General features: G+C 64.8%; 22 protein-coding genes and 1 other annotated feature. Of the genes, 7 read left to right on the top strand and 15 right to left on the bottom strand.

Going from position 1 to position 22,707, the window contains the following annotated elements; translation table 11 throughout:
• Positions 1-34: 34 nt before the first annotated feature.
• The 4 genes from EWH12_RS12165 to EWH12_RS12150 all read right to left on the bottom strand — a co-directional run bounded on the left by EWH12_RS12165 (position 35) and on the right by EWH12_RS12150 (position 5,812).
• Positions 35-1,300: a glutamate-5-semialdehyde dehydrogenase gene (locus EWH12_RS12165; protein WP_066606618.1), complete on the bottom strand. Its 1,266-nt coding sequence runs from the start codon at positions 1,298-1,300 to the stop codon at positions 35-37.
• A gap of 220 nt (positions 1,301-1,520) precedes the next feature.
• Positions 1,521-2,621 (bottom strand): helix-turn-helix transcriptional regulator, encoded by a 1,101-nt coding sequence (locus EWH12_RS12160; protein WP_129926754.1) that lies wholly within the window; start codon positions 2,619-2,621, stop codon positions 1,521-1,523.
• Positions 2,622-2,729: 108 nt separating this feature from the next.
• On the bottom strand, positions 2,730-3,374 hold the full coding sequence (locus EWH12_RS12155) for a class I SAM-dependent methyltransferase (protein WP_129926753.1): 645 nt from the start codon (positions 3,372-3,374) through the stop codon (positions 2,730-2,732).
• Between the two features lie 143 nt (positions 3,375-3,517).
• On the bottom strand, positions 3,518-5,812 hold the full coding sequence (locus tag EWH12_RS12150; RefSeq protein ID WP_066606624.1) for a CDC48 family AAA ATPase: 2,295 nt from the start codon (positions 5,810-5,812) through the stop codon (positions 3,518-3,520).
• Between the two features lie 153 nt (positions 5,813-5,965).
• Here EWH12_RS12150 and EWH12_RS22230 point away from each other — a divergent pair, with 153 nt between their 5' ends.
• From EWH12_RS22230 to EWH12_RS12140, 3 genes are read left to right on the top strand one after another with little or no spacing between them, the layout of a single operon-like run.
• The gene (locus EWH12_RS22230) at positions 5,966-6,142 is read left to right on the top strand and encodes a hypothetical protein (RefSeq protein WP_165363622.1); all 177 of its coding nucleotides are present in this window, start codon (positions 5,966-5,968) and stop codon (positions 6,140-6,142) included.
• Between the two features lie 6 nt (positions 6,143-6,148).
• On the top strand, positions 6,149-7,027 hold the full coding sequence (locus EWH12_RS12145) for a LysR substrate-binding domain-containing protein (RefSeq protein WP_066606627.1): 879 nt from the start codon (positions 6,149-6,151) through the stop codon (positions 7,025-7,027).
• Between the two features lie 58 nt (positions 7,028-7,085).
• Positions 7,086-8,243 carry a GGDEF domain-containing protein gene (locus EWH12_RS12140; RefSeq protein ID WP_066607460.1) on the top strand — a complete coding sequence of 386 codons (1,158 nt, stop codon included), beginning with the start codon at positions 7,086-7,088 and terminating at the stop codon, positions 8,241-8,243.
• 5 nt (positions 8,244-8,248) lie between these two features.
• On the opposite strand, the gene EWH12_RS12135 is transcribed toward EWH12_RS12140, so the two are convergent.
• Positions 8,249-8,920 (bottom strand): glutathione S-transferase family protein, encoded by a 672-nt coding sequence (locus tag EWH12_RS12135; protein WP_066606631.1) that lies wholly within the window; start codon positions 8,918-8,920, stop codon positions 8,249-8,251.
• Positions 8,921-9,104: 184 nt separating this feature from the next.
• Between EWH12_RS12135 and acs the strand changes: the two genes are divergently transcribed.
• A complete protein-coding gene (gene acs / locus EWH12_RS12130) occupies positions 9,105-11,048 on the top strand; it encodes an acetate--CoA ligase (protein ID WP_066607468.1) in 1,944 nt (647 codons plus the stop codon).
• Between the two features lie 96 nt (positions 11,049-11,144).
• Positions 11,145-11,657: a cytochrome b gene (locus EWH12_RS12125; RefSeq protein WP_129926752.1), complete on the top strand. Its 513-nt coding sequence runs from the start codon at positions 11,145-11,147 to the stop codon at positions 11,655-11,657.
• Between the two features lie 15 nt (positions 11,658-11,672).
• Here the strand turns inward: EWH12_RS12125 and EWH12_RS12120 are convergent, their stop codons facing one another.
• The 3 genes from EWH12_RS12120 to EWH12_RS12110 form a co-directional block, all read right to left on the bottom strand.
• Positions 11,673-13,154 (bottom strand): SulP family inorganic anion transporter, encoded by a 1,482-nt coding sequence (locus EWH12_RS12120; RefSeq protein WP_129926751.1) that lies wholly within the window; start codon positions 13,152-13,154, stop codon positions 11,673-11,675.
• 67 nt (positions 13,155-13,221) lie between these two features.
• Positions 13,222-13,277 (bottom strand) — a sequence feature (sul1 is cis-regulatory element that is thought to sense ions involved in sulfur or methionine metabolism; They are found in Alphaproteobacteria).
• 82 nt (positions 13,278-13,359) lie between these two features.
• Entirely contained in the window at positions 13,360-14,568 is a 1,209-nt protein-coding gene (locus EWH12_RS12115; RefSeq protein ID WP_066606638.1) for an FAD-dependent monooxygenase, read from the bottom strand.
• 133 nt (positions 14,569-14,701) lie between these two features.
• Positions 14,702-15,793, bottom strand: coding sequence for a branched-chain amino acid aminotransferase (locus EWH12_RS12110; protein WP_066606641.1), 1,092 nt, complete (start codon positions 15,791-15,793; stop codon positions 14,702-14,704).
• Between the two features lie 157 nt (positions 15,794-15,950).
• On the opposite strand from EWH12_RS12110, the gene EWH12_RS12105 reads away from it, so the two are divergent.
• Positions 15,951-16,967 (top strand): threonine aldolase family protein, encoded by a 1,017-nt coding sequence (locus EWH12_RS12105; RefSeq protein ID WP_129926750.1) that lies wholly within the window; start codon positions 15,951-15,953, stop codon positions 16,965-16,967.
• Positions 16,968-17,089: 122 nt separating this feature from the next.
• The gene (locus tag EWH12_RS12100; protein ID WP_242496038.1) at positions 17,090-18,010 is read left to right on the top strand and encodes a DMT family transporter; all 921 of its coding nucleotides are present in this window, start codon (positions 17,090-17,092) and stop codon (positions 18,008-18,010) included.
• On the opposite strand, the gene EWH12_RS22225 is transcribed toward EWH12_RS12100, so the two are convergent.
• The 7 genes from EWH12_RS22225 to sufC form a co-directional block, all read right to left on the bottom strand.
• Positions 18,007-18,159 (bottom strand): hypothetical protein, encoded by a 153-nt coding sequence (locus tag EWH12_RS22225; RefSeq protein ID WP_165363621.1) that lies wholly within the window; start codon positions 18,157-18,159, stop codon positions 18,007-18,009. The genes EWH12_RS12100 and EWH12_RS22225 overlap by 4 nt on opposite strands.
• 76 nt (positions 18,160-18,235) lie before the next feature.
• Positions 18,236-19,030 carry a Rossmann-fold NAD(P)-binding domain-containing protein gene (locus tag EWH12_RS12095; RefSeq protein WP_129926748.1) on the bottom strand — a complete coding sequence of 265 codons (795 nt, stop codon included), beginning with the start codon at positions 19,028-19,030 and terminating at the stop codon, positions 18,236-18,238.
• A 46-nt stretch (positions 19,031-19,076) separates the two neighbouring features.
• On the bottom strand, positions 19,077-19,439 hold the full coding sequence (locus EWH12_RS12090) for a HesB/IscA family protein (protein WP_066606657.1): 363 nt from the start codon (positions 19,437-19,439) through the stop codon (positions 19,077-19,079).
• A gap of 108 nt (positions 19,440-19,547) precedes the next feature.
• On the bottom strand, positions 19,548-20,009 hold the full coding sequence (locus EWH12_RS12085) for an SUF system Fe-S cluster assembly protein (RefSeq protein WP_129926747.1): 462 nt from the start codon (positions 20,007-20,009) through the stop codon (positions 19,548-19,550).
• Positions 20,002-21,213, bottom strand: coding sequence for a cysteine desulfurase (locus EWH12_RS12080; RefSeq protein ID WP_129926746.1), 1,212 nt, complete (start codon positions 21,211-21,213; stop codon positions 20,002-20,004). Before EWH12_RS12080 ends, EWH12_RS12085 begins: the two co-directional genes overlap by 8 nt.
• A complete protein-coding gene (locus tag EWH12_RS12075; protein ID WP_129926745.1) occupies positions 21,210-21,962 on the bottom strand; it encodes a SufD family Fe-S cluster assembly protein in 753 nt (250 codons plus the stop codon). Before EWH12_RS12075 ends, EWH12_RS12080 begins: the two co-directional genes overlap by 4 nt.
• Entirely contained in the window at positions 21,959-22,705 is a 747-nt protein-coding gene (gene sufC / locus EWH12_RS12070; protein WP_066606672.1) for a Fe-S cluster assembly ATPase SufC, read from the bottom strand. Before sufC ends, EWH12_RS12075 begins: the two co-directional genes overlap by 4 nt.
• Between the last annotated feature and the right edge of the window lie 2 nt (positions 22,706-22,707).

Raw genomic sequence — 22,707 nt, 5'->3', positions numbered from 1 at the left:
TGGACTCCCGCCTGCGCGGGAGCACCCCATATCTTTAAGGCCGCACCTGCCCCGTCCCGCGCACGATCCATTTATAGGTCGTCAGCCCTTCCAGCGCCACCGGCCCACGCGCATGGAGCCGCCCGGTCGAAATGCCAATCTCCGCGCCTAGCCCAAATTCGCCGCCATCGGCAAACTGGGTCGATGCGTTCCACATCACGATCGCGCTATCCACGGCGTTGAGGAAGCGCTCGGCCGTCGCGCCATCCTCCGTGATGATCGCGTCAGTATGGTGGCTGGCATGGGCGGCGATATGGGCAATGGCATCCTCCACGCCATCGACCAACCGAACCGATACGATCGCGTCGAGATATTCGGTGTCCCAGTCCGCATCCGCCGCCGCAATGACCCGCGCATCCATCGCCTGCACATCCTCGTCGCCGCGCGTTTCGCATCGGGCGTCCAGCAACGCCGTCACCAGTGCCGCCGCCGCGCCATAGGCGCGATCGATCAGCACCGTTTCGGTGGCGCCGCACACGCCCGTCCGCCGCATCTTGGCGTTGACGACCAGCGCCTGCGCCATGGCGGGGTCGGCCGCCCCGTCGACGTAGCTGTGGTTGATACCGTCCAGATGCGCCAGCACCGGCACGCGCGCCTCTTCCTGCACCCGCGCGACCAGGCTCTTGCCGCCGCGCGGCACGATCAGATCGACAAACTCGGCGGCTTTCAGCAGCGCACCCACGGCCGCGCGATCGGTCGTGGGCACCAATTGCACGACATCGGCGGGCAGGCCGGCGGCGACGATGCCCTCGACCATCGCAGCATGGATCGCACGGTTGCTCTCCTTCGCTTCGCTGCCGCCGCGCAGGATCACCGCATTGCCCGCGCGCAGGCACAAAGCCGCCGCGTCCGCCGTCACATTGGGGCGGCTTTCATAGATGATGCCGATCACGCCCAGCGGCACGCGCACCCGACTGAGTTCCAGGCCATTGGGGCGCACCACGCTGTCGATCACGCTGCCTAGCGGATTGGCGAGCGTCGCGACCTGCTCAACGCCCTCGGCGGTGGCGGCGACGCGCTCTGCGTTCAACTTCAGCCGGTCGAGGAGCGCAGGCGAGAGGCCATTGGCGACCGCATTGTCCATGTCGCGCGCATTGGCGGCGATGATCGCCGGCGCCTGATCCCGCAACGCCTGCGCCGCGCGCCGCAGCGCGTCGGCCTTTTGCGCGTCGCTCGCCTGCGCGATCGTCGCGGCGGACGCGCGCGCCCGCGCGCCCAGCATGGCGATCAACATTTCAGGGGTCTGGGTCAGGTCGTTCATGGGAAAGCTCTCGCCGAAAGGTCGGCCGCGCCTTAGCATGAAAGCGCGCCGAAACGAAAGCGGCAGACCTTGGGGAGAAATAGTGCCGACGACCGGATCATGGGTCGCAATATGATCCGGCCGCCGGCCCAGCAGGACGAACCCGCCTGCGGCATTCTCTACCCTTTCGTGATGGCCGCCACATACCCCAAAGGGGGTAGGCAACAGAAAATTCGCAAAATCAGTGACTGATCAGGCCGACGATGCGCACCAGTTGCGATTCCCGGCTGCAACCGGTCTTGTCGTAGATGCTGCGCAGTTGCACCTTGAGCGTTTCCACCGACACGCCGCGGGCCACGGCAATGTCCTTGCGCCCCTGGCCCGCCGCCAGCCGTATGGCGATGTCCGCTTCGGCAGGGGTCAGGCGGAAGGCCCGCGTCAGCGATTGCACATGCCGGTCGGTCGGCGCGCCGACGCGGGCGATGACGATCGCGCGCGGGGCGAAGGGCAGCGCCCAAGGCCGCACCGGCAAAGGATGAAACTCCAGCATGATCGCGACCCCGCCGGCATCGTCCGCCAGCGCGACCGGATCGGCCGGCAGGCCGGGCGGATCGATCACCGCACGCATCGCCCGCACCATCGCGCGCGTTTCCTCCGCCCGATCGCTGGCCAACCAGCCGTCGCTGACCCTGATTCGGCTGGACGACAGCAACGCTTCGGCGCGCGGCGTCATGCCGCCCACCCGTCCGGTCGCGTCGAGCAGCCAGCAGGCCCGGTCCATCGCCTCGAACGTGCCGGACAGCAAGGCGAAGCCCTGCTGCTCGATCGCCTGTTGGAGCCGAACGGCGTTCCGCGCATGGCCCGCAATCTGCCCGAACAGGTCACGATCCCGCTCGCTGGTCCGCCCGTCCTTGCTGTCGCGCAACAGGGCCAGTCCGATCATCTGGTCGTCATTGACCACCAGCCGCGTCTGGCACCCATCGAAAATATCGAAGTCGGAACATAGGTCCAGATAAACGTCGGACCGCAGCGATTGCCGGGCGACGTCATAATGGGCTTCATGCACGATGGTCGGCCGATCGGCCAGCCGATCCGCCGCCACCCGGAAATTCAGGTCGGGCGCGGACTGGTCGATCAATGCCGTCTTGGTGACGACGCTGGCGTCGATATCGCTGATCCAGTTGAAGCTCGACGCGCCCGGCCCAAAACCGATCAACTGCCCATGGCGCGATCCTGTGGCGTCGGCCATCGCCTTGATGGCTTCCCCCCATTTTTCCGGTTGCAGCGCTGCGGACAGGAACAGGTCCGCCCACGGATCGCTACCTTCGGCGCGTGTCGCCATGATCTTCCCCCATGCCCCGCAACGGGGTTAGCTCAAGCGGGGCGGAAGTCAAATTCGCTTTGGAAGGCTGCCGGTTTAGTCCGGAGACTTGATCTCGATTAGGAAATTTCAGGCGGCTTGCGCCAATGCCTCCCGCCGGACCGCGCGAATCATCCGGCAGGGCGGGATGTTGCGCCATTCCAGCGAATCGCTGACATCGCCGAACAGCGGATTGAGCAGGCGCAGCACATAGCGCGAATATTGGTAGATCAGGAACGCCCCGCCCGGCCGCAATGCGCTGCGCGTTTCCGCGCAGATCGACTCGCCCACGCCTTCGGGCAGGGTCGAAAAGGGGATGCCCGACAAGACATAATCGGCCTGATAATGGCCCGCTTCCTTGATGAAGCGGCGTACATCGGCTGCCGATCCGTGGACCACGCGCAAACGCGGATCGTCGATCTTCGCCTCCAGATAGGCGACAAAGTCGAGATTGAGGTCGATCGCGAGCAACGTGCCGTCGGTCGGCAAGCGATCGAGGATCGATCGGGTGAAGGTGCCCACACCCGGCCCATATTCCACGAACAGCCGCGTATCGTGCCAATCGACCTGGTCCAGCATCCGGTCCACCAATGTCGCGGAGGACGGGATGACAGAACCTATCATGCCGGGATGCCTGACGAACTGGCGGAAGAACATGCCCCATTGGCTGAAAAATGACCCCGCCTTACCCGCGTCGGCCTTATTCTTGTTCTTCTTCAATGGAATGGAGGCCATCAACACCCGCCTATCTGGATCATGCTCACCGCCTTGCAAATCCCGGCCTTGCTGGCAAGCGGCTTTGCGACACTATCGTCATGAACGCGGCGGCGGCGGATGGGTTCAATCCGCCGCCCCGCCCGTTCAGTCGATCCGCTCGCTCAGTCAGCCCCGTCGCGCGATCGAACCATGCCTGGCGACACGAAGCCGATCGGATCGACCTGCATCGCCCGCTGCTTCAATTGCGACTGGATCTGCTCATATTCGCGCTCCATTTCGGGCGTGACGGACGCGCGAGTGTCGCCCAGCGCGCTGTCGAAATGCGCCTGCGTCACCTTGTCGACCGACAGCGACTGGCGCAGCGCGAACAGGCCCGCGCGCCGCACCAGATCCTCTAGGTCCGCGCCGGTGAAACGCTCCGTCTCGCGCGCCATATGATCGAGGTCCACATCATCGGCCAGCGGCATCTTGCCGGTATGAATGCCCAATATGCGGCGGCGGCCCGCCTCGTCGGGGACCGGCACATAGATCAGCTCGTCGAACCGCCCCGGCCGCAGCAGCGCCGGATCGATCAGGGTGGGGCGGTTGGTCGCGCCGATGACGACCACCGACTGCAACTCCTCCAGCCCGTCCATCTCGGCGAGGATGGTGTTCACGACCCGCTCCGTCACCGCCGGTTCGCCCAGCCCCCCGCCGCGCGCAGGCACTAGGCTGTCCAGTTCATCGATGAAGATGACCGTCGGCGCCACCTGCCGCGCGCGCGCGAACAGGCGAGCGATCTGCTGTTCGCTTTCGCCATACCATTTGGACAGCAGGTCGCTCGACTTGGTAGCGATGAAATTGGCCTGCGCCTCACGCGCCACCGCCTTGGCCAGCAAGGTCTTGCCGGTGCCGGGCGGGCCGTAAAGCAAAAACCCCTTTGCCGGGCGGATGCCGATGCGGCGAAAGGCGTCGGGGTCTTTCAGCGGCAGCTCAACCCCTTCCTTCAACCGCATCTGCGCGTCGTCCAGCCCGCCAATATCCTCCCAACTGACATTGGGCGCCTGCACCATCACTTCGCGCATCGCCGAAGGCTGGACGCGCTTGATCGCCGACAGGAAATCCTCCCTCGTGACGGACAATTCCTCCAGCACGTCGGCCGGAATCGTCCCGTCCTCCAGGTTCAGGCGCGGCATGAAGCGGCGCACCGTCTCGATCGCCGCCTCGCGGGTCAGCGCGGCGAGGTCCGCGCCGACGAATCCATAGGTCATGCGCGCCAGTTCGGCGAGGTCGACCTTGTCACCCAGCGGCATCCCGCGGGTATGAATGCCCAATATCTCGCGCCGCCCGCGCTCGTCGGGCACGCCGACGATGATCTCGCGGTCGAACCGGCCGGGCCGCCGCAATGCCTCGTCGATCGCCTCGGGCCGGTTGGTTGCGGCGATGACGACCAGATTGGTGCGCGGCTCCAACCCGTCCATCAGCGTCAACAACTGGGCGACCAGACGCTTCTCCGTCTCACCCGTCACCTGCCCCCGTTTGGGCGCGATCGAATCAATCTCGTCGATAAACAGGATCGAAGGAGACGCCTTGGCTGCCGCCTCGAAAATCTCGCGCAACTGCTTTTCGGACTCGCCATAGGCCGACCCCATGATCTCCGGCCCGTTGATCAGGAAGAATTCAGCGTCCGATTCATTGGCGACCGCCCGCGCCAGCCGCGTCTTGCCGGTCCCCGGCGGGCCATGCAGCAGCACCCCCTTGGGCGGATCGACGCCCAGCCGGGTGAACAATTCGGGATAACGCAACGGCAGCTCGACCATCTCGCGCAGCTGGTCGATCGCATCGGCCATGCCGCCGACATCGTCATAGGTCACGTCGGCCCGGCGCGATTCGCGCGGCTCCTCATATTCAGCGCGCAGTTCCACTTCGGTATCCGCGTCGATATGGACGATGCCCTTGGGCACCGTCGACACCACGACCAGACGGATTTCCTGCAAGGCATAGGCGGGCGCGGCCAGCATCTGGCGCAACTGCGGAGGCATGTCGCCGGGCGGCACCTGCTGTTGTCCCGATGTCGCGACGACGTCGCCCGCGGTCAGCGGCCGCTGATAAAAGACGCGCTTCAAGGCATCGGGATTGCCCTGCAACCGCAGATTATTTTGTGCAGGCGCGAACACCACTCGTTGGGCGGGCCGCGGCTCCGCCTTGCCGATCTCCACGAAGTCGCCAGAGCCGACCCCGGCATTGGCGCGCTGCAAGCCATCCAGGCGCAGCACATCCAAGCCCTCATCCTCCTTATACGGCCGCACGACCCGCGCCGATGTCGATCGCTTGCCCACAATCTCGATGACATCGCCTTCGGCCAGCTGCAATTCCGCCATCACCGCCAGCGGCAACCGCGCCAAACCGCGCCCCGCATCCTCCGGCCGTGCATTGGCGACCTGAATCCGGCGTCCGCTACTTTCCTGATCGGCCACAAGCCATCCCCGTCTTTCTGGTTCCGTAACGAGATAGGAAACGCAAGGACGCGCGAAAAGGGGCAAGCCGCCGGATCGACCGACGAAAAAAAGGGCCAGCCCAAAAGGCCAGCCCTGAAAGTTTTAGGAGAGGATGCCTGAAAGGCACCTCCTATGTGCGGCGCGACACATTTTATTGCAAGTGCGAAAAGAAACGCGGAGTTGCAAAAAATGCATCTTGCCATTTTGCCCATTTTCCTGCTCAGTGCGGAGAGGATGCTTGAACCCCGGCTCGCGATGCGCCCGACAAGAAGACATGACGCGGCGCAGCGCACCGGCTTTGATATTTGACGAGATATGCGCAGATTGCCGCCCCTCACGGCCCTGGAGGCCTTTGTTCAGGTTGCTCGCCTGGGCTCCGTCAAGGCGGCGGCGGAGGAACTCGCCCTTTCGACTCCGGCGCTCAGCCGCCGCGTGCAGGCGCTGGAACGCTTCATTGGCCGCCCCCTGTTCGACCGCAAGCATCAGGCGCTGGAAATCAATGCCGAAGGGCAGCGGTTGCTGGACGATATCGCGCCCGCCCTCGATTCCCTGGCGCAGGCGCTGGAAAATATTCAGAGCGGCGGCAACCAGTTGCGCCTGCGCCTGGCCGTGATGCCGCTGTTCGCGACGCAGCGCCTTTTTCCCCATCTGGGCAAGCTGCGCCAGCAACATCCACAGCTGCATATCGACATCGAAACGACGCCCCATGCGGTCGCGCGGCTGGGCGAAGGGCTGGATGCGGCGATCGTGCTGTCGAAGGACATCGATCCCGCGCTCTACGCGCATGAGTTGGATCATGAGGAAGTCTATCTGATCGGCCGGCGCGAATTGCTGGAGGGGTCACAGGCGCTCGCCTCTCCCACCGAACTGGCGCAGCAGACGATCCTGCTCCACCGCGACATGGCGATGTCGTTCGACGCCTGGAAGGAGGCGGCGGGCCTGCCCGACCTGCAACCGCTGGCGATCGACAATTATGATTCAGGGCAATTGATGCTGGAGGCCGCCGCCCAGGGGCTGGGCGTCGCGGTGATGCACGCCAGCCATTATGAACAGTCGGGCGATCCGCGGTTGGTGCGGCTGTTCCCGATCCATGTCGAAAGCCCCTATCGCTATTTCTTCGTCTGCCGGCCCCGCGCGCTGCAGACCCGCGCCGTGCGCATTTTCCGCGACTGGCTGGTCAGCGCCGACATCTGACCCGATTATTTCGCTGTCGCCGCCTTAACCTTGTTTCCCGCCGTCCGTTATGAAGCATATGAACGGGGCACAATCTTCTTCCGCCAGCCCGCAACATGGGCTGACCGATCGTCTGGCGCGCTGGGCCAGAGGGTTTTCCGGCAAATCCGAGGAGGATAGCGTCGAAGAGGAATTAAGGCCGCGCAGCGGCACCGCATCCAACCGGGAAATCAACCGCCGCCGACAGCTTTATGGCGATATAGGCGATTTCCTCTTCGCCCATGATCTCGATCTGACTCCCATCAATTTCAGCGTCGCGCTGGATTATCTGACCGGCGCCAATATTGGCGTCGAAAAGGCGATCAGGGCGGTGATGATGGAACGCGGCAAGATCACCAATGGCTGGATCGAATCGATCGCCGCCGAACAGCGCGCCGATGAGGTGACGCCCGAATCGCTGGCGACCATGTTGGACAAGGTGGAGGAAAACCTCACCCAATTCACCGGCCTGATGCATGAGTCGCGCAATTCGGCGAAGGATTATGGCGCTGCGCTGCAGGAGCAAGCCAAGGATTTGGGCGAAGGCCGCGACAATGAACCGGTATTGGCCCGCCTGGTCGGCCTGACCCGCTCAATGGTCGAAAAGACCCGTCAGGTCGAAACCCAGTTGCGCGATAATCAGCGCCAGACCCAGGCGCTCAAGTCCAGCCTGGAAAATGCCCGCCGCGCCGCCGAACATGACCATCTCACAGGCCTCCCCAACCGCCGCGCATTCGAAGGGGTGCTGCGGGAGGAAGTGGCCCTGGCGCAGCAGAATGGCGAAATGCTCTCGGTCGCCTTTTGCGACATCGACCATTTCAAGCATGTCAACGACACGCACGGCCATGATACGGGCGACCGGGTGTTGAAATTCGTCGCCGGCCTGCTGGCCAAGGCTTCGAACGACCATTGCCACGTCGCCCGCCATGGCGGCGAGGAATTTGTGATGCTGTTCCGCGGCAAGAGCGCTGCCGAAGCCTGCGAAGCGGTGGACAGCGTGCGCGAGGATTTGGCCACGCGCAGCCTGGTCAACCGCACCAATGGCGAACGGATGGAGCGAGTCAGCTTTTCCGCCGGCGTCGCCAATGTGCTGATCTACGAAGACCCGCGCGCCGCGCTCAAGGCCGCCGACCGCGCCCTTTATCTGGCCAAGGAACATGGCCGCAACCGCGTCTATCTCGCGGCCGAAACGGACTAAAACCGCTAAAAATCCGGCTTCTCATAATGCGCCGGCGGGGTGATGACCTCCATCCGTTCCGACAATAGAGGCCGGAAGGAGGGGCGCGACTTGAAGCCCGCATACCAGCGTCTGACCGGCTCATGCCCCTGCCAGTCGATCCCACCCAGATAGTCCGCCACCGACAGATGCGCCGCCGCCGCGATGTCGGCCAGGCTCAGCGTCCCACCCGCCATCCAGCTGCGATGATCCAGCAGATAGTCCATATAGTCCATATGGACATTGGCGCGCTTCATCGCCTCGCGCAGGATGCGCGCGTCGGGCGGCGCACGCTCGATCAGCCGCTTCTTCATTCGTTCGTGCAGCAGCGGGCCGACCACGTCTCCATAGAAATTCTGGTCGAAAAAGACGGTGAGCCGCCGCACTTCCGCCCGCCCTGCGGCGGTGCCGGAAATCAGCGGGAACTTCTCTACCGTCTCCTCGAAATATTCGCAGATCGCCTGGCTGTCGATCAGGGTGACGCCCTTGTCCGCGTCCGCCATCACCGGCGTCGTGCCGGCCGGGTTCAGGTCCAGAAATTCGTCGCGCATCGCCCAGGGCGATTCTCGCACCAGATCATAGCCGATCCCCTTCTCGCCCAGGAGAAGCCGGACCTTGCGAGAGAAGGGACAGAGCGGGAATTGATAAAGCAGCCACATAAGCGACCCCTGTTAGGCGCGGGCGCGCCGCGGGGGAAGCAGCAAAATCGCCGCATAATATTCCATTCATAGGGCGCTATTGGCCAAAAGGATGGTGGCGATCGGCATGGTGCGGCCTTTCGATCCTGCTATCAGCGCGATAGAAGAGGCGGCAATAACGGTTTCGCGATGGAAAGGATGCCCAATGTCTGATGATTTCTTCCCGGTCCCTGAAAGCTGGGCGAAGGGAGCATTGATGGACCGGGCGGCGCGCGACGCCGATTATGCGCGCTCGATCGAGGATAGCGACGCCTATTGGCTGGAGCGGGCACAGCGGCTGGACTGGATTACAGTCCCGACCAAATGCAATGAAAGCAGCTTCGCCGAGGGCGATTTCGGCGTCAAATGGTTCGCCGACGGCGTGCTGAACGTCAGCGCCAATTGCATCGACCGCCATCTGGCGCAGCGGGCGGACCAGACCGCCATTCTGTGGGAACCCGATTCGCCCGATGCCCAGCCGCGCCGCTACAGCTATGCCCAACTGCACGAAGAGGTGTGCCGCCTCGCCAATGTGCTCAAGGCCGCCGGCGCGAAGAAGGGCGACCGCATCACCATCTATATGCCGATGATCCCGGAGGCCGCCTTCGCGCTACTCGCCTGCGCGCGCATCGGCGCGGTCCACAGCGTCGTGTTCGGCGGTTTCTCGCCCGACGCGCTGGCCGGTCGCATCCAGGATTGCGATTCGAATATCGTCATCACCGCCGACGAAGGCCGCCGCGGCGGCAAGGCGGTGCCGCTCAAGGTCAATGTCGACGCCGCGCTCGTCCATTGCCCCAGTGTGAAGAAGGTCATCGTGGTCAAGGCGACCGGCGGAACGGTGACGATGCAGGACGGCCGCGACCTGTGGCTGCATGAGGAAGCCGCCAAGACATCGCCCGACTGCCCGCCCGAACCGATGAACGCGGAAGACCCGCTGTTCATCCTCTACACCTCCGGTTCCACCGGCAAGCCCAAGGGCGTGCTGCACACGACCGGGGGCTATCTGCTCTGGGCTGCCCTCACGCACGAACTCTGCTTCGATTATCGCCCCGGCGACATCTACTGGTGCGCCGCCGATATCGGCTGGGTCACCGGCCACAGCTATATCGTGTATGGCCCGCTGGCGAACGGCGCGACGACGCTGATGTACGAAGGCGTCCCCAACTGGCCGACCCCCAGCCGCATCTGGGAAGTGGTGGACCGGCATCAGGTGCAGACCATCTTCACCGCCCCCACGGCGCTGCGCGCGCTGATGAAGGAAGGCGACGGCTTCGTCCATTCCACCAGCCGCGCCTCGCTGCGCCTGCTCGGCACGGTGGGCGAACCGATCAACCCGGAAGCCTGGCGCTGGTATCATGAAGTCGTGGGCGAAGGCCGCTGCCCGATCATCGACACCTGGTGGCAGACCGAGACGGGCGGCGCCATGATCGCCCCGACGCCGGGCGCCACCGATCTCAAGCCCGGCTCCGCCACCTTCCCCATGCCCGGCGTGGCGCCGCAGATCGTGGATGCGGAGGGCCATGTGCTGGACGGCGCGGCCGAGGGCAATCTCGTCATCGCGCAAAGCTGGCCGGGCCAGATGCGCACCGTCTGGGGCGATCATGACCGCTTCTTCCAGACCTATTTCACCACCTTCCCCGGCAAATATACCACCGGCGACGGCGCCCGGCGCGACGGCGACGGCTATTACTGGATCACCGGCCGCGTGGACGACGTCATCAACGTGTCGGGCCACCGCATGGGCACGGCGGAGGTCGAAAGCGCGCTGGTGCTGCATGAAAGCGTCGCCGAAGCCGCCGTCGTCGGCTTCCCCCACGATATCAAGGGCCAAGGCATCTACGCCTATGTGACGCTCAACAGCGGCGAGGAAGCGACCGACGATCTGCGCAAGACGCTGGTCAAATGGGTGCGCACCGAAATCGGCCCGATCGCCACGCCCGACGCAATCCAGTTCGCCCCCGGCCTGCCCAAGACCCGGTCGGGCAAGATCATGCGCCGCATCCTGCGCAAGATCGCGGAGGGCGACGTGTCGGCCCAGGCGCTGGGCGACACCAGCACCTTGGCCGACCCGTCGGTGGTGGACAATCTGATCGCCAATCGTCAGTCCTGACGGGTCGCCCGCGCGGCGGCACGTTCAGAGTGAAGCCAGGGCCATCGGACAGGATGGCCCTGGCTTCCGGCAGACATTCGCAAGAAGGAGCCGCCCATGGCCCGTTACACCGCCGTCGCCCGCGCCCTGCACTGGGCCATCGCCGTCCTGATTCTCCTCAACCTGGCGCTGGGTTTCGCCCATGACGCCTTTCCGAAGGACTGGGCGGTGATGCCGGTCCACAAGTCGATCGGCCTCACCATATTGGCGCTGACGCTGCTACGGATCGTCTGGCGCCTCGTCCACCCCGCCCCGCGCCTGCCCGCCGCCATGCCACTGTGGGAAAAGGCCGCCGCCCATGCGACGCACTTCCTCTTCTACGCGCTGATGCTGATCCTGCCGCTTTCGGGTTGGATCATGACTTCGGCGGGCACCCGTCCGCTCAACTGGTTCTTCCTGTTCGACGTTCCGAAATTCGGCGTGGGCAAGGAAAATGCGATCGTCGGGCTGTCGCGCGGCGCGCATGAACTGTTGCCCTGGCTCTGGGCCGCCCTGATCGCGATCCACGTCAGCGCGGCGCTGCGCCACCATCTTGTGCTGAAGGACGACGTGCTGCGCCGGATGCTGTGACGCAGGGAGGCTGGACTAGTCTTTCCCGCCGCCCACCGCCGGTGCGAGCCGATCGACCAGGATGGCGCTGGCCCGGTTGAGACCGATCACGTCGACCGTGGCGCCATGATGGCGCATTTTGGTGACGACCTCCTCCAGCGCGCCGACCGCCGTAATGTCCCATAAATGACTGGCGGCCAAGTCGATGCGCACCCGGCTCGCCGTGTCGCGCAGGTCGAACCGATCGGCGAAGATATCCGCGCTGGCGAAGAAGACTTGGCCAAGGACGGTGTAGGTTCGGGTATCCGTCGTCGCGTCGTAGGTCGAGGTGACATCCATCAGCCTTGTCACCTTGAAGGCGAAGAAAACGCCGCTCAGCAGGACGCCCACGGCCACACCCATCGACAGGTCGTGGGTCGCGACGGTGACCAGCACCGTGGCGAGCATGACGACGCCCGAAACCTTGGGATGGCGCGCCAGGTCGCGGATCGACCCCCAGGAAAAGGTGCTGATCGACACCATGATCATGATGGCGACCAGCGCCGCCACCGGCACCTGCGCCACCCATGGCCGCAGCGGCACCATCACCAGCAGCAGGAATACGCCCGCGACCAGCGTGGAGAGGCGTCCACGCCCGCCGTAGCGGACATTGCCGACCGTCTGGCCAATCATGCCGCACCCGGCGATGCCCCCGAACATCCCCGCTGCGACATTGGCGAGGCCAAGGCCCGTGCATTCCCGCGCCTTCGAACTGCTGGTTTCGGTCAGGTCGTCGACGACGCTGGCGGTCATCATCGATTCCAGCAGACCGACCGCCGCCATGGCGAGCGCATAGGGCGTGATGATCGTCAGTGTCTGCCAGGCGAGGGGAATCACCGGGAAAGCGAAGGACGGCAGCGACGACGGCAGGCGGCCCAGGTCCGCCACGGTGTGAATCGGCATGGGAAAGGCCATGTTGACCGCGGTCAGGATCAGGATGCAGATGAGCGGCGAAGGGATCGCCGTTGTGATGCGCGGCGCCAGATAGATGATCGCCAGCCCGCCGCCGATCATCGCATAGGTGTGCCAACTGACATCCAGCATCTGCGGCATCTGCGCCAAGAAGATGAGAATGGCGAGCGCGTTGACGAAGCCGGTACGGACGGACCGCGAAACGAAGCGCATCAATATGTCGAGCTTCAGCAGGCCAAAGACGATCTGGAACACCCCCGCCAGCAGCGTAGCGGCGAGCAGATATTGCAGCCCATGGCTATGGACGAGCGCGGCGGCCACCAGCGCCACCGATCCTGCCGCGCCGGAAATCATCGCCGGTCGCCCACCCGCAAAGGCGATCACGATGCCAATCATGAAGGATGCGAACAGGCCGACCTGCGGATCGATGCCCGCCACGAAGGAAAAGGCGATGACCTCCGGGATCAAGGCGAAGGTGCCCACCATGCCGGCCAATATGTCGCGTCGGGCGCTATCCGCACCCTGAAACCATTCGGCGCGATAGCGCGCAAAAGCTATATTGTTCATATTTTGGAAAACCGACGAGGTCACAGCAATGGCGCGAACGCAATCGCGGAAATGAGTCTGTGACGCGCGTTGTTCGGCGGATCGGCGGCCGAAATAGCCACCCGGAATTGCACCGGGTCCATGCGAATGACAGCCCTGTATCGTGGTGGACGCGCCAGCGCAATCCACTTGCGCCCCTCGCGTCAGCCGCTGCTGGTCTGCCGCCTCACACCATCTCGCCGGACAGCAGCTTGGGCAACGCCCCCGATTGCCCCCGCGCTTCCGCCATGAAACGTCCTTTCAGCGCCCCGCTGCGTTGCACCGCCGCCAGCCCCGCGCGCCGCACCAACGAGGGCAGCTTGCCCGGCACATCGAACAGCCGCACCAGCCCGTCCATCGCCACGCTCGTCATCATCGCATCCAGGCCGCGCCAGCGCTGGTAGCGCGCCAGCAACTGCGCATCGCCCGGATCGAGGCCAAGCCGCATGCCGTCCACCAGCACCTCGACGAGCGCCGCGACGTCGCGAAAGCCCAGATTGACTCCCTGCCCGGCGATCGGGTGGATGGCGTGCGCGCTGTCGCCCACCAGCGCCAGCCGCGTATCGGTGACGCGCGCGGCATGGTGGAAGCCCAGCGGATAGGAGGATCGCGGACCCGCGAGCCTGATCTCGCCCAGAAAGCCGCCGATCCGCTTCTGCGCCTCGGCCAGCCAGGCGCGCTCGCCCAGTTTCATCATCGCGGGGGCCTGCTCGGTCGGCACGGTCCACACCACGGCGGACCGGGTGCCCGGCAGCATCGGCAACAGCGCGAAGGGGCCACCGACATAGAAAATCTCATAGGCCGTATTAGCGTGCGGCAGTTGATGGTCGATCGCCGTGACCATGGCGGTATGCTTATATTGCCAGCGCGTCGTGTTGATCCCCGCCGCCTCGCGCGTGGGACTATTGCGCCCCTCCGCCGCTACCAGCAGCGCGCCATGGATGGTGACGCCGCTCGCCAGCGTCAGCGTGACGCCATCCTCATTGCGATCCACATGAACCGCGCGGTCGGGCTGATGGCGAGTCAGATTGACCGCCTCGGCCGCCGTCTGCGCCAGCGCGACGCGCAGGTCGCGATTGGGCACCATCGTTCCCATCACGCCATCGTCGGCATCCGGCGCGAAATCGAGCGCCCCCGGCTCCAGCCCGTCGCTCACCCATATCCGGTCGATCGGACAACCCTTGCCCGCCAGATGCTTACCAACGCCAATGGCGTTCATCATGGCATAGCTGGTCGAGCTAATCGCCGACACGCGGCCATCGAAACCCGCGGCGGTGGTCGAAACCGGGTCAGCCGGATCGATCACGGCGCAGCGCACGCCATGGCCGGAAAGAGCGATACCCAAGGTCAGGCCGACCAGCCCGCCCCCCAATATGACGACATCGAAGCGTTCCATGCGACGCTATCTAGGCGCTTGGCCAAGAATTGAAAAGCGATCTGGACCAAATAGCATGTACTCCCGCGAAGGCGCTGAAACGAGTAACGTGCCTCGTCTCAGCGTCTTCGCGGGAGCACGCAGCCCTATAATCTCAGACGGTACGCACCCAGCCCGCCGGATCGGCCACGATCCCGCGCTGGATACCCGTCAGCTCCGCCCGCAGCGTCTCCGTCACCAATCCGCCATCGCCATTGCCGATGGTGAAGTCGCCGTCCTTGCTTTTGACCGTGCCGATCGCGGTGACGACCGCCGCGGTGCCGCAGGCAAAGGCTTCGCGCAGCGCGCCGCTGGCTGCATCCGCGCGCCACTGGGCGAAGCTGTACGGCTCCTCGCGCACATCATGGCCCTTGGCGCGGGCCAGGTCGATGATGGAATTGCGGGTGATGCCGGGCAGGATCGTGCCGCCCAGCGGCGGGGTGACGATCGACCCGTCGTCCATCACGAAGAAGACGTTCATGCCGCCCAGTTCCTCGACCCACTTATTCTCGGCGGCGTCGAGGAAGACGACCTGATCGCAGCCATGGCCGATCGCCTCCTTCTGCGCGACCAGGCTCGCAGCATAGTTGCCGCCGCATTTGGCCGCGCCCGTGCCGCCGCGCGCCGCGCGGGTATAATGTTCCGACACCCACAGCGTCACGGCCTTCTTGCCGCCTTTGAAATAGGCGCCAGCAGGGGACGCGATGACGCAGAAAATATATTCGTTGGACGGGCGGACGCCCAGGAACGTCTCGCTCGCGAACAGGAAGGGGCGCAGATACAGGCTGCCCTCGCCAGTCGGAATCCAGTCGGCGTCGATCTTCACCAGTTCCTCGACCGCTTCCAGGAACAGGTCTTCGGGCAGGGCCGGCATCGCCAGCCGTTCGGCCGACGCGGCGAAGCGGCGGGCATTTTCCTCCGGGCGGAACATGGCGATGCTGCCATCTTCCAGTCGATACGCCTTCATCCCTTCGAAGATTTCCTGCGCATAATGCAGCACCGCGCAGGCGGGATCGAGCTGGAAGGGTTCGCGCGGACCAATGGCGTGGCTGTGCCAGCCCTGCCCCTCGGTATAGCGAATCGTCACCATATGGTCGGTGAAGAGCCGGCCGAAGCCCGGATCTTCCAGCAGGACCCCGCGCGCGTCAGCCGCCACAGCCTTGGTGCTGGGGGTAACGGTGAAACGCGATGTCTGCTCGGCGGCCATGGTGAGTCTCCTGTTCTGGCGTGCAAGGCGCCCGCCTATGTCACAGAGCGGCGCATGAAACAATGGGTCATATATACTGACCCATTTTGCCGAAAAGGGCCAGCGATGCCGCGCTGGCCTCTTCCCGCCGCCGGACGCCAAGGGTATCGCTGCGGCCATGCATTATTTTTCCGACAACGCCACGCCCGTCAGCCCCGCCGTCATGGCGGCCATCGCCGCCGCCGACCGCGCCGATCATGGCTATGATGGCGACGCCTGGAGCGCGCAGCTGGATGGCGCGCTCAGCGCCCTGTTCGACACCCCGGTCAGCGCGCTGTGGATCGCGACCGGCACGGCGGCCAACAGCATCGCGCTGGCCACGCTCTGCCCGCCCTATGGCGGCGTGATCTGCCATGAGGAGGCGCATATCGTCGTCGACGAATGTGGCGCGCCCGGCTTCTTCACCCATGGCGCGACGCTGATGCCGCTGCCGGGCGAAGGCGCGAAGCTGACGCCGGACGTCGTCGCCGATCGCTTGAAGGCGATCCGCCCCGACGTGCATCAGGTGCCGGCCTGCGCGATCAGCATCACCAACGCCACCGAATATGGCCTGGTCTATAGCCCGGACGAGGTCGCCGCGCTCGGCGAACTGGCGACGGCGCATGGCCTGGGCTTTCACATGGATGGCGCACGTTTCGCCAATGCCGTTGCGCACTTGGGCTGCGCACCCGCCGACATCACCTGGCGCGCCGGGGTGGATGCGCTGTCCTTTGGCTGCGTCAAAAATGGCGGCATGATCGGCGAAGCGCTGCTCTTCTTCGGCGACTCCGCACCAGCCCGCGCGGCCGAAGCAAAGCGCTGGCGCAAGCGGTCGGGCCATCTCTTCTCCAAGGGCCGCTATCTCGCCGCGCAGATACTGGCGATGGTCGAAGGCGACCTGTGGCTCCGCAACGCCCGCATGGCCAACGCAGCGGCGCAGGCGCTTGCCGACGGCGCCACCGGCCGCCTGCTCCACCCGGTGCAGGCGAACGAGCTGTTCATCCGCCTGTCCGCCGCCGAAGCCGCCATCTTGCGCGCCCAGGGCTTCGATTTCTACGACTGGGGCGACGACGCCGCGCGGCTGGTCACCAACTGGTCCCAGGACGCGGCCAGCGTCGCGCCGCTGGCGCACGCGCTGTGGGCGCTCACCATATGAGTGAACATTCGTCAGATTCGGACGTGCCGTCATTTCGTTCAGGCCGAGGCGAAAAAAATGGTGCTGGTCGAGAACCGGAGCGCAGCGTCCCTCTTGCACGTGAGTACCGGAAGCGCAGAACAGTGCCGTTTGCAGCCCGGCTTGGGCGAAATGGCGGTACGTCCGGCGGCGTCGTGCTGCCCTTCATCCTTGTCACGTTGATCTGGAGTTCGACCTGGATCGTGATCCGCGACCAGATCGGGTCAGTGCCGGCCAGTTGGTCGGTCTGCTACCGTTTCCTGCTCGCCGGCATCGCCATGGCCGCCTTCGCCAAATGGCGCGGCGTCCCGCTTAACATCGGACGCAGCGGCCTCGTCTACGCCGCCCTGCTCGGCGTGGCCCAGTTCGTCCTGAACTTCAACTTCGTCTATCGGGCGGAACATTATCTGACCTCCGGCCTAGTCGCGGTCGTCTATGCGATGCTGCTTATTCCCAACTCGATCCTCGCCTGGCTAATCTTCCGCCAGCCCGTCAGCCACGCCTTTATCGGCGGGTCGCTGGTGGCGGTGACGGGCATCATATTGATGCTGGTCCATGAATATCATGCCGCGACCGTCCGGCCGGATATGGTGCTGCTGGGTGCGGCCTTCTCGCTCGCCGGGCTGATGAGCGCGTCGGCCGCTAATGTCATGCAAGGGATGGATATCGCCCGCCGCCTGCCGATGCTGGCGGTGCTGGCCTGGGCCATGCTGATCGGTGCCGCGGTGGACGCCGCCTTCGCCTGGGCCACCATCGGCCCGCCGCAGTTCGAGTCGCGGCTGGGCTATATATTGGGCATAGGCTGGCTTGGCATCGCCGGATCGGTCGTGACCTTCCCGCTCTATTTCACCTTGATCCAGCGCATGGGCGCTGGCCGCGCGGCCTATAGCAGCGTGCTGATCCCGGTGATCGCGATGCTGATCTCGACCCTGGCGGAAGGCTATCGCTGGAGCGCGCTGGCCATTGCAGGCGCGCTGCTCGCCATCGCAGGCATGGCCATCGCGCTGCGCTCGAAAGCGACTTAACGCGCGCCCGGCTGATAACGCCGCTTGGCGGCGTCGACTTTGGCGAGCAGGCTGGGAATCGATTCGGACGGAGCCAAGACAGGTCGTGGCGCAGACAAATGCTGCATCTGGTCGCTGAGCGCGGAAAAGGCCTTGTCGATACGGGTCATGGATCATCCTTGCACTATGATGATCCCGCCTTCGTCCTCGCCGGTTAACAAGCCGTAAACCATACGCCAGGCCGTCTCACAAGCAGGCGGCCAAGCCCTCCCGATAAGTCGGATAGCGCGGCGTCCAGCCCAGCAACCGCTTCGCCCGGCCACTGGCGACCCGGCGATTTTCGGCATAGAAACCCCGCGCCATCGGCGACAGTGCAGCCTCCTCCATCGTCTGGAGCGGCGGCCAGGGTTGGGCCAGCAAGTCGCAGGCCGCCTCTATCACGTCATTCTGCGCGCAGGGCAGGTCATCCGCCAGATTATAGACGCCGGGTGGACCATCGAAGCTGGCGATCACTCCGCCGACGATATCGTCCACATGCACCCGGCTGAAAACCTGACCGGCCAAAGCGATGCGGTGCGCCCTGCCCACGCGCACCCGTTCCAGTGCCGATCGCCCCGGCCCATAAATGCCTGGCAGGCGAAAACGGCGCATGTCGGCACGCAACGCCCCCCAGTCGGCATCGGCGGCGGCGCGGGCGGTGCGCCGCCCCTGCCCCACCAGGCTTGCCTCATCCACCCAGGCGCCTGCCGCATCGCCATAGACGCCGGTGGACGACAGATAGCCGGTCCAGAGCGCCGGTGCGGCGGCGATCGCGGCGCCATAGCGGGCAAGGACGGGGTCTGCGTCCCCTTCGGGCGGCACGGAAGAGAGGATATGAGTTGCGCTGGCGATGGCGGCGCGGACGGCGCTGGCGTCATCGAAGGCCAGGATATCCGCGTCGGCGCTCCGCCGAACGCCCGTAACCCGCCACCCCTCGCCACGCAAGCAAGCCTCCAGGCGAGCGGCGGTGTAGCCTAGCCCAAGGATGAGCATATGGGGCATAGATTCCCCTTCAATCATATTCCGCCTATGCGGGAACACGGCCGCCTTAAACCGTGAAGCTCTCGCCACAGCCGCAACTGCCCTTGGCGTTGGGATTGTTGAACACGAAGCCGGCGGTGAAGTCATCCTCCACCCAATCCATCGTCGATCCGATCAGGTACAGCACCGACGCGCCGTCGATATACAGCACGCCGCCGGGCGTCTCGATCTTCTCATCGAACTTCGCCTCTTCGTTCACATAATCGACCGAATAGGCCAGCCCGGAACAGCCGCGCTTGGGCGTGGACAGCTTGACGCCGATCGCGCCATCGGGCGCCTGCGCCATCAGGTCAGCGATGCGCGCCTGCGACGTCGGCGTCAGGATGACGGCGGCGGGCCGGGCGCGGATCTTGGTCTGTACGTCGGTCATTCTCTTGTCTCCTCCCCTCCATTTAGGGAGGGGTTGGGGGAGGGCATGTTGGAGCAGCCGAACCGTACAGCCACTCCCCTGACCCCTCCCTGAAGGGAGGGGAAACTTTCAGAGCATCCCCAGTTCCAGCTTGGCTTCATCGCTCATCTTTTGTGGGTCCCATGGCGGATCCCAGACCAGGTTGACCTGCGCATCGCCCACGCCTGGCACCGCGCCCACGCGCAGTTCGACTTCGCCCGGCATGGATTCAGCGACCGGGCAATGCGGCGTGGTCAGCGTCATGGTGACGACGGCGTGGCCATCGTCCGTCACATCGACGCCGTAGATCAGGCCCAGATCATAGATATTGACCGGGATCTCCGGGTCGAAAATCTCCTTCAGCGCCTCGATGATCCCGTCATAGAGGTTGCCGCCCGGTTCACCGGCCGGCGCGGCGCTGGGCTTGGCGGACAGGAAGCCGTCCAGATAGTCGCGCTGACGCGCCTCGTCGACCCGCGCCTTGGGCGGGGCTTCCACCGCCTCGACTTCCTCGATCACGATCTTACTCTCCTCGCGATTATTGTCAGTCATTGGCGAAGATCTTCCTTACTCTTTCTAATCCCGCGACCAGCGCCTCGACATCGCTCTCGTCGCTATAAATGCCGAAACTGGCCCGCGCGGTCGCCTCGACGCCCAGATGGCGCATCAACGGCTGTGCGCAATGATGGCCGGCCCGGATCGCAACGCCCGTTTCATCCAATATGGTGCCGACATCGTGCGGATGCACCCCCTCGACCGCGAAAGACAGAATGCCCGCGCTGTCGTCCGGCCCGAACAGGCGGATGCTGTTCATCCCGCCCAGCGCCGCCCGCGCCTTGGCCACCAGCGAGCACTCATGCGCGTGGACCCTGTCCAGCCCGATGCCCTGCACATAATCGATCGCAGCGGAAAGCCCAACGACCCCGGTGATATGCGGCGTGCCCGCCTCGAACCGGTTGGGCGGGGGGGCATAGGTCGTCTTCTCGAACGTCACCTTGTCGATCATCGACCCGCCACCCTGATAGGGCGGCATGGCGTCCAGCAATTCGGCCCGTCCCCACAATATGCCGATGCCGGTTGGCCCGTACAGCTTGTGCGCGGAAAAAACGTAGAAATCGCAATCCATCGCCGCCACATCGACGGCCAGCCGTGGCACCGCCTGGCACCCGTCGATCAAGATTTTGGCACCCACCATATGCGCGATATCGGCGGCGCGGCGCACGTCCAGCACGCTGCCCAGCACGTTGGACACATGGGCCAGCGCGACCATCCGGTGCTGCGGCGTAATCATCGCGCGCATCGCGTCCAAGTCGATCTTGCCATCCTGCGTCAGCGGCACGACGTCGATCGCCGCGCCGACTTTCTCCGCGACGATCTGCCACGGCACGATATTGCTGTGATGCTCCAGCATCGACAACAGGATGCGGTCGCCCGCCTTGAGTTGCGTCCCGGCCCAGCATTGCGCGACCAGGTTGATCCCTTCGGTCGCGCCTCGGACATAGACGATCTCACCGTCGCTCGCCGCGCCGATGAAGCCGGCAACCTTGCGCCGCGCCGCTTCATAGGCGAGCGTCATGTTGGCCGACCGCTCATAGACGCCGCGATGCACCGTCGCATAATCCGGGCCATAGGCGCGCGCGATGGCGTCGATCACGGCATGGGGCTTCTGCGCGGTCGCGGCGCTGTCCAGATAGTGCCAGTCGCCCACACCGGGGAAATCATCCCGCAACCGCAAAGTCTGGGCGAGATCGTTCATACCAACGCCTCCAGCTTGGCGATCGCGGCCGCTTCCAGCGCTTGCCTGACCGCCTCGTCCGCCACATCATCAAACACACCCGCGACGAAGGATCGCAGCAGCAACGTCTTGGCCGTCGCCGGGTCCATCCCGCGGCTCGCCATATAGAACAGCGCCGCCTTGTCCAGTTCGCCCACGGTCGCGCCATGCGCGCATTTCACGTCGTCGGCGAAGATCTCCAACTCCGGCTTGGCGTTGGCCGTAGCCGTCCGGTCCAGCAGCATCGCCTTGACCGACTGAAATGCATCGGTCCGCTGCGCATCGCGCGCGACATTGATGCTGCCCAGGTAACTGCCGGTGGCGCGACCGCCCAGGATCGACCGGATCGTCTGACCGCTGGTCGAATCGGGCTTGGCGTGCGTGACGCTGGTGATGATCTCCAACGTCTGGTCACCGCCGCCCAATATCGCGCCGTTCAGCTCGAAATGCGCCTGGCTTCCGATCGTCACATGAAAGGTCACCCGCCCCAGCTTGCCGCCGATATTGAGCACATGAAAATCGCACCGCGCCCCGTCGGCGATGGTGATGACATAGTCATGCACCGCCGCCGTCCCATCCGCCGCGTCCTGCAACAGATGATGGCGCGCGACGTCCCCTGCCGCCACATCGATCCGCGTCGGGGCAGGCGTCGGCCAGATGGCGGCGACAGCCTCCACATCGCTATAGCGCCAGTCTTCCTGGCGGCGGGTTGGCAGAGCGAGAGCGTTCACGCCGCCACCACCTCGGCATAACCCTCACGCTCCAGCTCCAGCGCCAAGTTCGGCCCGCCGGACTTCACGATCCGGCCACCCGCCAGCACGTGCACATAGTCCGGTTTCACATAATCGAGCAGCCGCTGATAATGGGTAATCAGCAGCACCGCCTTGTCGGACTTGCGCATGATCGCGTTGATCCCCGCGCCCACGATTTTGAGCGCATCAATGTCGAGGCCGCTGTCCGTCTCGTCGAGGATCGCCAGCTTGGGATCAAGGATGCCCATCTGCACCATTTCGGCCCGCTTCTTCTCGCCGCCGGAAAAGCCGACATTCACCGGCCGCTTGAGCATCTCCATGTCGAGGCCCAGCAGCGCGGCCTTTTCCTTGGCCAGACGGATGAACTCGCCGCCATTCAATTCGTTCTCGCCGCGCGCCCGCTTTTGCGCATTCAGGCTCTCGCGCAGAAATTGCAGGTTGGACACGCCGGGAATCTCGACCGGATATTGAAAGCCCAGGAACAGCCCGGCCGCCGCGCGCTCATGTGGTTCCAGTTCGAACAGGTCCGCATCGTCAAACGTCGCGGTCCCGCCCGTCACGTCGTAACCCGGCCGTCCACCCAGCGTATAGGCCAGCGTCGATTTGCCCGCGCCGTTCGGCCCCATGATCGCATGGATTTCGCCCGCATTGATGGTCAGCGACAATCCCTTCAGGATCGCCTTGCCGTCGATTGCGTTGGTGAGATTGTCGATCGTCAGCATAA

This window comes from Sphingobium cupriresistens (genome assembly GCF_004152865.1).
GTDB classification, from domain to species: Bacteria; Pseudomonadota; Alphaproteobacteria; order Sphingomonadales; family Sphingomonadaceae; genus Sphingobium; species Sphingobium cupriresistens.
Note: the sequence above shows the minus strand (reverse complement) of the source record. Positions and strands in the feature narration are given on the sequence as shown.